General features: G+C 62.2%; 11 protein-coding genes. 5 read left to right on the top strand and 6 right to left on the bottom strand.

From position 1 onward, the window contains the following. Nucleotides 1–128: 128 nt before the first annotated feature. Nucleotides 129–1,391 carry a pyridoxal phosphate-dependent aminotransferase gene (locus RT614_RS04625; protein ID WP_313620610.1) on the bottom strand — a complete coding sequence of 421 codons (1,263 nt, stop codon included), beginning with the start codon at nt 1,389–1,391 and terminating at the stop codon, nt 129–131. Between the two features lie 186 nt (nt 1,392–1,577). Here RT614_RS04625 and RT614_RS04620 point away from each other — a divergent pair, with 186 nt between their 5' ends. The 5 genes from RT614_RS04620 (at nt 1,578) to RT614_RS04600 (ending at nt 6,567) form a co-directional block, all read left to right on the top strand. Further along, nucleotides 1,578–2,411 carry a lysozyme inhibitor LprI family protein gene (locus tag RT614_RS04620; protein ID WP_313620609.1) on the top strand — a complete coding sequence of 278 codons (834 nt, stop codon included), beginning with the start codon at nt 1,578–1,580 and terminating at the stop codon, nt 2,409–2,411. Nucleotides 2,412–2,646: 235 nt separating this feature from the next. After that, nucleotides 2,647–3,537: a LysR family transcriptional regulator gene (locus RT614_RS04615; protein ID WP_313620607.1), complete on the top strand. Its 891-nt coding sequence runs from the start codon at nt 2,647–2,649 to the stop codon at nt 3,535–3,537. A gap of 410 nt (nt 3,538–3,947) precedes the next feature. After that, nucleotides 3,948–4,931 (top strand): DUF1852 domain-containing protein, encoded by a 984-nt coding sequence (locus RT614_RS04610; RefSeq protein WP_313620606.1) that lies wholly within the window; start codon nt 3,948–3,950, stop codon nt 4,929–4,931. A gap of 27 nt (nt 4,932–4,958) precedes the next feature. After that, complete coding sequence (locus RT614_RS04605; RefSeq protein ID WP_313620604.1) at nt 4,959–5,987, top strand: methionine synthase; 1,029 nt, start codon at nt 4,959–4,961, stop codon at nt 5,985–5,987. A 70-nt stretch (nt 5,988–6,057) separates the two neighbouring features. Further along, entirely contained in the window at nt 6,058–6,567 is a 510-nt protein-coding gene (locus tag RT614_RS04600; protein ID WP_313620602.1) for a flavin reductase family protein, read from the top strand. A gap of 65 nt (nt 6,568–6,632) precedes the next feature. On the opposite strand, the gene ribA is transcribed toward RT614_RS04600, so the two are convergent. The 5 genes from ribA to RT614_RS04575 all read right to left on the bottom strand — a co-directional run bounded on the left by ribA (nt 6,633) and on the right by RT614_RS04575 (nt 10,767). After that, nucleotides 6,633–7,280, bottom strand: coding sequence for a GTP cyclohydrolase II (gene ribA, locus RT614_RS04595; protein WP_313620601.1), 648 nt, complete (start codon nt 7,278–7,280; stop codon nt 6,633–6,635). A gap of 313 nt (nt 7,281–7,593) precedes the next feature. After that, complete coding sequence (locus RT614_RS04590; protein ID WP_313620599.1) at nt 7,594–8,013, bottom strand: NirD/YgiW/YdeI family stress tolerance protein; 420 nt, start codon at nt 8,011–8,013, stop codon at nt 7,594–7,596. A 107-nt stretch (nt 8,014–8,120) separates the two neighbouring features. After that, a complete protein-coding gene (locus tag RT614_RS04585) occupies nt 8,121–9,509 on the bottom strand; it encodes an ATP-binding protein (protein ID WP_313620597.1) in 1,389 nt (462 codons plus the stop codon). 1 nt (nt 9,510) lies between these two features. Further along, nucleotides 9,511–10,167, bottom strand: coding sequence for a response regulator transcription factor (locus RT614_RS04580; protein ID WP_313620596.1), 657 nt, complete (start codon nt 10,165–10,167; stop codon nt 9,511–9,513). A 102-nt stretch (nt 10,168–10,269) separates the two neighbouring features. Continuing rightward, a complete protein-coding gene (locus RT614_RS04575) occupies nt 10,270–10,767 on the bottom strand; it encodes a glycine zipper 2TM domain-containing protein (protein WP_313620594.1) in 498 nt (165 codons plus the stop codon). Between the last annotated feature and the right edge of the window lie 37 nt (nt 10,768–10,804).

Genomic DNA, 10,804 nt, shown 5'->3' with positions numbered 1-10,804 from the left:
AATTGACTCTCCTTTTTTCTCTCAAAAAGATGTCAACCAAAATCAGGACGGGTCATCGCAAACAAAAAAGCCGCTCGAAAGCGGCCTCTTTGTCATGCACGACACCAGCGCCTTAACGCGCCGCCTTCTTAAGCGGCGGTCACTGCGGCCTCCTCGGCCAGCGCGCCCGCCGCGTGGCGATTGCGGTAGTCTTCGAGGAACGCCGCCACCCGGCCGATCGCGTCACGCAGATCGTGTTCGTAGGGTAGGAACACGATGCGGAAGTGATCGGGCGCGTGCCAGTTGAAGCCGGTGCCCTGCACCAGCATCACGCGCGTGGCTTCCAGCAGTTGCAGGAAGAACTGGCGGTCGTCCTTGATGGGATAGACCTTGGGATCCAGGCGGGGGAACATGTAGAGCGCAGCCTGCGGCTTGACGCAGGTCACGCCCGGAATCGCGCTGATGAGCTCGTAGGCCAGGTCGCGCTGCTTGCGCAGCCGGCCGCCCTCGCCCACCAGATCGTTGATGCTCTGGTAGCCGCCCAGCGCCGTCTGGATCGCCCACTGGCCGGGCACGTTGGCGCACAGCTTCATGTTGGCCAGCATATCCAGGCCTTCGATGTAGTCTTGGGCAGCGCTCTTGTCGCCCGATACGATCAGCCAGCCGGCGCGATAGCCGCAGGCCCGATAGCTCTTGGACAGCGAGTTAAAGGTCAGCGTCAGCACGTCGGTCGACAGGCTGCCGAGCGCGGTGTGCTTGACGTCGTCGTACAGAACCTTATCGTAGACCTCGTCGGCGAGGATCACCAGGCCGTGCTCGCGCGCGACCTCGACGATCTCCTTCAACACCGAATCCGGATACAGCACGCCGGTGGGGTTGTTGGGGTTGATCACCACGATGCCCTTCGTGCGCGGCGTGATCTTGCTGCGGATGTCGGCCATGTCGGGGATCCAGCCGCGGCTCGAGTCGCACAGATAGTGCACCGGCGTGCCGCCGGACAGGCTGGTGACGGCCGTCCAGAGGGGATAGTCGGGCATCGGCACCAGCAGCTCGTCGCCATCGTCGAGCAGCGCGTTGGTGGCCATTGAGATCAGTTCGGAGGCACCGTTGCCGAGATAGATGTCTTCCAGCGTCACGCCCTTGATGCCCTGCTCCTGCGAGTAGTGCATCACCGCCTTGCGCGCCGCGAAATTGCCCTTGCTGTCCGAGTAACCCGCCGAATTCGGCAAGTTGCGGATCATGTCGAGCTGGACCTCTTCGGGAGCATCGAAACCGAACGCCGCCAGATTGCCGATATTCAGCTTGATGATCTTCTGGCCCTCGTCCTCCATTTGCTTGGCCCGATCCATGATCGGTCCGCGGATGTCGTACAGGACGTGAGCCAACTTGCTCGATTTGTTGATGATCTTCATAGACGGCGACGGGCGTGACAGCAGAAGGAGTTGAGGTAAAGAATTACGGTCGTCAGGGCGGGCTGGGCCGGCATGGGCCAGAACTGCCTCGATCCCGGGCGCGACCGCGCAGACGGCATCATAGCCGAGCGGGCCGATTGCGGCGGCCAGCGTGCCTGGCGTCAGGGCTCCAGCTAGAGTGCCGCCGTGCGATTTTCCAACCTGACCGAGCGACTGCGCTTCTGGCTCGCCGCGCTGGCGTTCTTCGCCACCTGGTGGTTCGCCGACCGAAGAATGGCTTCGAATAAAATTCGGCCAAATTCATGTCTGCGGATTATCATCCGCGACACTATGCTGACCAAACACATCCTCCCTGTCGCCTGCGCCGCCGCGCTGTCCGCACTTTCCCTGGCCGCCACCGCAGCGCCCGACGCCTCGCCGTCCTTCGACTGCGCCAAGGCGCGCACCGGAGCGGAAAAAGCCATCTGCGCCAACCCGCAACTCGCCGCGCTCGATGCCAGCATCGCCAAGCGCTACAACGAAGCACGCAAGGCCCTGGACGCCAAGACGGCGGAAGCGTTGACGCAGGACCAGCGCGGCTTCACCAAGGTGCGCGACGACGCCTACGAGATGCCGTTCGAGAAAGGCAAATCGATCGAAGAACTCGCAAGCCGCCTCAAATACCGTGACGCGTTTCTGGCGTCCCTGGACGTCGCCGAACGCAAGGGTTTCACCGGCAGATGGCGCAACCTCTCCGGCGAGATCACGCTTTGGAAGAAGCCCGACGGCAACATCCTGTACGAAGGTTCGGCCGAACAGCCGCGCACTGCCCGCTGGTCGTGCAACGTGGAGGCCGACGGCAAGGTCGAGGGTGAGCGCCTGCGGGTCAAGAGCGTGGACACCAAAGGCTGGGTGTTGAACCTGCAACGCCAGGGGGCTGCCTTGATTGTTGAAGAAAAGGCGCCTGGCGCGGGTTCATCCACTCCGCCGTATTGCGGCGTGAACGGAAGCCTGGGCGGCACGTTCTTCCCGATACGCTGATCGACAGCCGCGCGACTGCGCCTGGATGGACGGGGTCAATAGCTTAAATCCGCCCGTCCGTATCGTCACAGGCGCAGTTTGATGCGCGTTACCTTCCTTCTGCGTTCTTGGAAAGACCCTCGCGAAATGCGAGGTTGACCAAGCATTTCCTACGGCAAGCACGCATAAACGGTGAAGTAAAACGATGAAGTAAAATTGATTTATCTCAATAAATCATGAATTTTCATCATCGATCATGCTTGACCGCATTCATTTATCCATCGTGCAAGAAGTCGAAAAACAGGGCTCGCTGACGGCAGCCGCCGGCGTCCTGCACGTGACGCAGTCGGCCTTGAGCCACAGCATGAAGAAGTTGGAGCAGCAACTGGGCACCGACATCTGGCTGCGTGAAGGCCGCAGCCTGAGATTGACCCAAGCCGGCCAATACCTGTTGGCGGTGGCCAACCGGGTATTGCCGCAACTGAACCTGGCCGAAGAGCGTCTGCGTCAGTTCGCCCAGGGCGAACGCGGGTCGCTGCGCATCGGGATGGAATGCCATCCCTGCTATCAATGGCTGCTGAAGGTTGTTTCCCCGTATCTGACAGCCTGGCCGGACGTGGACGTGGATGTGAAGCAGAAATTCCAGTTCGGCGGGATCGGGGCGCTGTTCGGCTACGAGATCGACTTGCTGGTCACCCCCGACCCGTTGAACAAGCCCGGCCTGGTCTTCGAACCCGTATTCGATTACGAGCAGGTGCTGGTCGTTGCTGGCAACCACCCTCTTGCCAAGGAAGCGTTCGTCACCCCTGAACAAATCGCCAATGAAGTCCTGGTGGCCTATCCGGTGCCGGTCGATCGGCTGGACATCTACGCCATGTTCCTGACGCCGGCCGGCGTGATACCCAAGCGGCACAAGGCCATCGAGACGACGGACATCATGCTGCAAATGGTCGCCAGCGGACGCGGGGTGGCGGCCTTGCCACGCTGGCTGGTGCTGGAATATGCGGACACGATGAATGTGGTGCCCGTCCGTCTGGGCAAGAAAGGCATTGCCAAGCATATCTATCTGGGCGCTCGCGAGGCGGACGTGGGTATCGATTACCTGCGTGCATTTATTGCACAGGCGAAACAGCCCGCCGCGGATTGATTCTGCTCCCCGCGCCTGTTCGCCACCCGGCGAACAGCGGCGCACCGCCGGGACGGCGTCCCGGAACGCGGCTCCGGCCGCGAAGCCCGGGTCGCGCTACGCCCCGATCAAGACAAGTCCCCTCCTCGCTCGAGGTTTTCGACGCCCGGCGTTCTGCCTGGCGCGCAGCTGACTCTGTCAACCAAGCCCCCTCCTGAGTCAGACGACGATCCCCGCCCTCGCCAATCCATGAATGGATCTAATGGCTTCATGAGATCAAATCACTTTTTTTCATGGATGCGGCAACCTACACTACGCGCCCTGCTTCGGTAATCCGACGCTGCTGAATAGAAAAAGAAAAATTCGCGCAGCGCTGAAAAAGGCAGGGAATGGACGCGGGTTTTATCTCAGGAATTAGGCAGCAGATCACCATGAGTAAAGATTTCACATTTGCCATCAAGAGCATTTGTTTCGATGAGGACTATCGTCCTTCAGACAATACGCGGATCACCACCAACTTTGCCAATCTGGCCCGGGGAACGAATCGCCAGGAGAACCTGCGCAACACGCTCCGGATGATTGACAACCGCTTCAATGCCTTGGCGCACTGGGACAATCCCAAGGGCGATCGCTATACCGTCAATCTGGAAATCATCTCGGTCGAGATGAGTATCGACGGAGCCAGCAACGGCAACGCCCTTCCCTTGATTGAGATTCTGAAGACGACCGTTGTCGATCGAAAAACCGACGAACGCATTGAAGGCATCGTGGGGAATAATTTTTCCTCTTACGTTCGGGATTATGACTTCAGCGTGCTGCTGCTGGAGCACACCAAAAATCAGCCCGTTTTCAGCACGCCGGAAAATTTTGGTGATCTGCACGGCAAGCTGTTCAAGTCCTTTGTGAATTCAAGCACTTACAAAGAGCACTTCAAGAAGCCCCCCGTGATCTGCCTGAGCGTTTCGAGCAGCAAGACCTATCACCGGACTGAAAACAAGCATCCGGTACTGGGTGTGGAGTACCAGCAGGATGAGTACTCGCTGACGGACGAATACTTCAACAAAATGGGGATGAAGGTTCGCTACTTCATGCCTGCGAACAGCGCTGCGCCTTTGGCTTTCTATTTTTCGGGCGATTTGCTGAGCGATTACACCAATCTGGAACTCATCAGCACCATCAGCACGATGGACACCTTCCAGAAAATCTACCGTCCGGAAATCTATAACGCGAATTCCGCCGCAGGAAAGTCCTATCAGCCCAGCCTGAAGCACCAGGATTATTCGTTGACTCGAATTGTCTACGACCGAGAGGAACGTAGCCAGCTGGCTATCGAGCAAGGACGGTTTGTCGAGGAACACTTCATCAAACCGTACCAAGCGATTCTTGAGCAGTGGTCCGCCAACTACCCTCTTTGATTCATCAGAAACACCAAGGCATCTATTGTGAAAAAACTGTTACCCACCTCGACCGCCGGCAGTCTGCCCAAGCCCTCCTGGCTTGCCGAACCCGAGAAACTCTGGTCGCCATGGAAATTGCAGGATGGCGGCTTGATCGAGGGCAAGCAAGACGCCCTGCGTCTGTCTCTGCAAGAACAGCAGCACGCAGGCATCGATATCGTCAGCGACGGCGAACAAACGCGTCAGCATTTCGTGACGACGTTTATCGAGCATCTGGACGGCGTTGATTTCGAGAACCGCAAGACCGTCAGGATCCGTGATCGCTATGATGCGAGCGTTCCGACGGTGGTGGGCGCCGTGGCTCGCCGCAAGCCCGTATTTGTGGAAGACGCCAAGTTCCTGCGCCAGCAGACCACGCAGCCGATCAAATGGGCGTTGCCGGGTCCGATGACGATGATCGATACGCTGTATGACAGCCACTATCAGAGCCGCGAAAAACTGGCTTGGGAATTCGCCAAGATTCTGAATCAGGAAGCCAAGGAGCTGGAGGCTGCCGGCGTCGATATCATCCAGTTCGACGAGCCGGCGTTCAACGTGTTCTTTGACGAGGTGAATGATTGGGGCGTGGCCACGCTGGAAAGAGCCATTGAAGGACTCAAGTGTGAGACCGCCGTCCACATTTGCTACGGCTATGGCATCAAAGCCAATACGGATTGGAAAAAGACGCTGGGCTCGGAGTGGCGGCAGTACGAAGAGGCTTTTCCCAAGCTGCAAAAATCCAGTATCGACATCGTTTCGCTGGAATGCCAGAACTCTCGCGTTCCCATGGACCTGATCGAGCTGATCCGGGGCAAGAAAGTCATGGTGGGCGCCATTGATGTGGCGACCAACACCATTGAAACCCCCGAGGAAGTCGCCGACACGCTGCGCAAGGCACTTAAGTTCGTGGATGCCGACAAGCTCTATCCTTGCACCAACTGCGGCATGGCCCCTTTGTCTCGTGGCGTCGCACGAGGCAAGCTGAGCGCGTTGAGCGCCGGCGCGGAAATCGTCCGCAAGGAACTCGGGAACTGATTCCGAGGCGGGAAACGGTCGTCGCGAGCTGCTCGCGACGACCCGCCACACCCAGTATTCAAACCCCACTATGTCACTTTCCAGTACTGCGATCGAGCCATTGCGCTTTCGCGAAGCGCTCGGGCACTACGCGTCAGGCATCACAGTCATCACGTCGAACATCGAAGGCGAGCCAATAGGTTTCACGTGCCAGTCGTTCCATAGCGTGTCGATGAATCCTCCGCTGGTGTCGTTCAACGTCATGTCCGTTTCGGGCAGCTATCCCAAGATTCGCCAGGCGGGCCGATTCGCGGTCAATATCCTGTCGGACGAGCAAGTCGGGATTTCCAACCAATTTGCCCAGCGGGGCGTCGACAAGTGGCGCGGCGTCGAGTGGAAGGAATCGCCGCTGGGTAATCCGCTCATTGCCGGCAGCCTGCATTGGCTTGATTGCGAAATCCATGCCGAACACGCCGCGGGTGATCACCTGATCGTGATTGGCGAAGTGAAGGCGCTGGATCTGCACGTAGCGGCTTGCACGCAGCCGTTGCTGTATTTCAAAGGCCAGTATCGCAACATCGCCGGGCATTGCGCAGTTTGAGGCGTCGGCGCTGACTCGGCGCGCCGCGAAGCCTGCTCGCAAGGCTTTCGGCCGCTTTCCATCCCCTACTCTTCCGTGTGCCCCAGCTCGATCCGATGCTGCGTGCGCAGCGCTTTGGCTCGCAAGTAGCCTTTGTTGTGCTCGTTGGGATACACGCCCGTCAGGCGGCAGCCGCTTACCCGGATGCCCATGTGCTCGAGCTGGGTGCGCTTGTCGGGATTGTTGGTCAGGAGTTCCAGATCATCGACGCCCAGCGCCCTGAGCATCTGGGCGGCCGGCGTGTAGTCGCGGTCGTCCAGGCCGTGCCCCAGTTTCAGGTTGGCCGTGTAGGTGTCGTGGCCCTGTTCCTGGAGCTTGTAGGCGTCCAGCTTGGAATACAGGCCGATCCCGCGGCCTTCCTGGCGCAGATACAGCAGATAGCCGCCTTCCTGGCTCATGAGGCGCAGCGCTTCCTGCAGTTGCGGGCCGCAGTCGCAGCGCAGCGATCCAAAGACGTCACCCGTCATGCACTCTGAATGCAGGCGCACGAGCGGCTTGGCGCCCGGCTCTCCGAACTTGAGTGCAAGGTGATCCCGGCCGTCGGCCAATCCGTGAAAGCTATAGGCCAACGCCAGCGCCTCGGACCCGTCGGCAAGACGGATGGGCAACCGGACGGTGGCGCGGATGGAGGCTTCTGGCAGCTGGGCAGCGGCTGGGGGCGATTCGGGATTCACGACTGACAGGTACTCGGTAGCGGTTCAGGGTCGCCGGCGAGGCGACTGGCGCGACGCCTGAAGTCAGATCAGGCGCCCTGGTGTAGATATGGGCAAAATCGGTCGGAACAAGCCCGAGTGCGCCATCGTTACGCCAGCCCGACAGGATAACGTATGCGCCTCTTTGCCGCATTCTGGCCAAAAAGGCGGGACACGGCCCCGCATTTCCCGCCCCGCCCTCCCGGCGCTGACCCGCGCCCTCCCCGGCGCGGGTCAGCGCCCCGCCTTGCGGACGCTGATTCCAGCCCACGAAAGCCTCAAACCGTCGAGCGCCTTACATCACACGAATGCTATCGACGTCGAACTCGACGCCCTTGCGGTCGCGGTCCAGTTCGCCGCGCAGTTCGACCTGGGTCTTGTCGTCGATCTTCTGGCCGGCCGGAAAGTCATCGTGGTCAATCTCGACACGGATCTGGCCGGTGCCGTCGTCGAAGGTGTAGTGGTCGTCGCCATCGTGCGAGACGATGCGGCCACGCAGGATGGCGTTCTGGTCGTCTCGGCCGTTGGCCAGGAGTTCCTTGACGGTGGTGACGGCGACGGTGCTGGGTCCGCTGTAGCCTTGCGCAGCCGGCGTGCCGGTGCTGGGTCCGGTGTAGCCCTGGGCGTGAGCGCCGCCCGCGATCATGGCGCCGGCAAGCGCGGCGCTGGCGGCGAACGTGCGGATGAAGGTCGAATGGCGGGATTGCTGGGTCATGGCGTGGCTCCTTGCGCGCAATGCGCCGGGTTGTTGAACATAGCCCTATTTGACGCCCCGAAGATGAAGAGAACCTTAGCCGCTGGCCACGGTTCTGGCACACGGCGTCAGCGCGTGCCGGTGTTGGGCAGCAGCAGCGTCACACCCAGGCCGCGGCCGTTCAGCCCCGGCCCGAATCGCAGTTCCGCGCGGTGCACCTCGGCCACGCGCGCCACGATGGACAGCCCCAAGCCACTTCCTGGCACGTCGGTGCCCAGGACGCGGAAGAAGCGCTGGGTCAGGCGTTCGAGGTCGGCCGGGCTGGCGCCGTCGCCGTCGTCGCTGACGCTTAGCGCCACGTGCTGGCCGACGCGCTCGGCGGCGACGCGCACCTGGCCGCCCTTGCGGCCATACGAAACCGCGTTATGGATGAGGTTGCGCAAGGCGGTGTAAAGCGCGTCGCGATTGCCGTAAAGCTCGGCCTCGCGCGCTTCTATCTGGATGGTGGCCCCCCGCGCCGCGGCGGCTTGCGCGCAGGCGTCGACGGCGTCCTGCAACAGCGGCTGCACGGGGACAAGCTCGCGAGGCATGGCGTCCGCGGATTGCGGGTCCAGGCGAGCCAGCTGCAAGAGGTTTTCGACCAGGGCGGTTGTACGCATCATGTCGGCGCGCAGGCGCTGCAACTGCGCCGCCAGCGCAGGCGCCTGCCCGGCCGGATGGCTGCGCTGCAGGACCTGTATGCGCGACGCCAGTGCGGCCAGCGGCGTGCGCAACTCGTGTGCGGCGTCGGCAGTGAAACGGCGCTCCGCTTCCAGTGCGCGATCCAGCCGGCCCAGCAGCCGGTTCAAGGCCGCCGTGACCGACTGGACCTCGTACGCCCTGCTGTCGTCCGCCACCGGCGACAGGTCGGATGGCGATTTCGCTTCAATGCCGCGCGACATCCGCTCGAGCGGCTTGAGCAAGCGCCAGATGAGGATCCAGTTGATCACCCCCAGCAGCGCCCACAGGCCGACCAGCGGCCAGGCCAGCGATTCAAGCATGTCCCAGATGAGGTCGGTGCGATCGTCGAGCTCTTGCCCCACCTGGGCCGAGAAGCCCAATGTGTCGTGGTGGCGCACATAGACGCGCCAGTCCTCGCCGTCGGCGCGCACGTCGTAGTAGCGGTCGCCGCGGCGGTTGGGATCGACAAACGGCTGTTTGGGCGCATCTTCGCCGCGCAGCAGCACCTGGCCATCGCGCGAAACGAGCTGGTAGTCCAGCCGCAACGTGGGCTGCGCGTCGTTTGGCCGGCTCTGCCCCGCATCGCGGCCGGGGCCGCCTTCGCCCAGCGCCAGCACCAGCCGTGCCCCCTCTTTCAGCCAGTCGTCGTAGGCTTCGTTGACCTCTTTGCGGGCGATCGCCAGCACGATGAGCGTGCTGACCAGCCCGACCAGGATGCTCGACCCCAGCGTGGTGGAGATCAGGCGGCGCCGCAATGAATAGCCGCGCGCGGGCCGGGATTGCTTGCGCCAGCGCATGTCAGTCCGCCAGCCGGTAGCCCTGGCGCCGTACCGTCTTGATCAGATCGGACGCCAGCTTGCGCCGCAGGTTGTAGATGTGAACTTCGATCGTGTTGCTTTCGACTTCATCGCCCCAGCCGTAGAGCGCCGCTTCGAGCTGGGCGCGCGACACGATGTGGCCGGGCCGGCGAATCAGCGCATGCAGGATGGCGAATTCGTGTGCGGTAAGGTCGACGGGAGATCCGTTGAATCGAACCTGTTTGGCGGCGACATCGAGTGTTACGCCAGCGTGGCTGAGCGCCGGTTCAGCGTGGCCGTCGCGCCGGCGCATGGCGGCGCGCATCCGCGCGGACAGCTCTTCCAGGTCGAATGGCTTGACGAGGTAATCGTCTGCGCCCAGATCCAGGCCTTCGATGCGGTCGGGCACCGCGTCGCGTGCGGTGATCATGATGGCCGGGACGTTGTCGCGCCGCGCGCGCAGCCGGCGCAGCAGGTCGTCGCCGGTAAGCCCCGGCAAGCCGCGATCGATCAGCACGCAGTGATACTCGTGCGTGGCAAGCGCCGTTTCGGCGAGGTCGCCGCGGGTCACGCGGTCGACGACGTAGCCGTCGAGCTCCAACCAGGACTCGATCGACTCGCCCAGGGATTCATCGTCTTCGGCCAGTAGGATGCGCATGCGCTGACTATACGCGACAGGATGAAGCGAATCTTAAGAGGCGGCGGGACTATCCGCCGCCCCGCCCTTCCCCTTCTGGCCGACGCGAAGCAAGGCCAGCGGTCAGATGCCGACGACGCGGCTCACGCCGCCCTGCGCGACCACCTGGACCCGCTGCCCGGTGGAGATCGGCACGTCCGCTTCCTGGGTGATGACCCGGACGTCTCCGGAATCCAGCCGTACCGTGATTTCCAGGCCTTGCCTGCGGGCGCTGGCGTTTTCGATCGCATTGCCGGCCATCGCGCCGCCGACGGCGCCACCCACGGTGGTGATCCGGCGGCCCGATCCGCCGCCCACGGCGTTGCCTGCAACGGCGCCCAGTGCGCCGCCGGCGATGACGCCCAGGCCGGACGTCTGCGCCGCCTGGATGGTCACGGGCCGTACGCCAATCACGTATCCCAGTGTCACCGTCTGGGCGCGCTGCGCCTGGTCAAACGTATAGACGCGCGATGACGCCGAGGGGTTGGCGCAACCCGCAAGGACGACGGCTGCGCCCAGAACCGCGCTTGCGGCGATGACGTGCAGATGGCTTCGCTTCTCTGCGTGCTGATGCTTGTGCATGATGCGTTCTCCGGCAGAAATGGGATGGGATCCGAGG

This window comes from Achromobacter sp. (genome assembly GCF_032102605.1).
Taxonomy (GTDB): Bacteria; Pseudomonadota; Gammaproteobacteria; order Burkholderiales; family Burkholderiaceae_B; genus Achromobacter.
The sequence above is the reverse complement of the archived record's forward strand: the minus strand, read 5'-3'. Positions and strand labels throughout refer to the sequence as shown.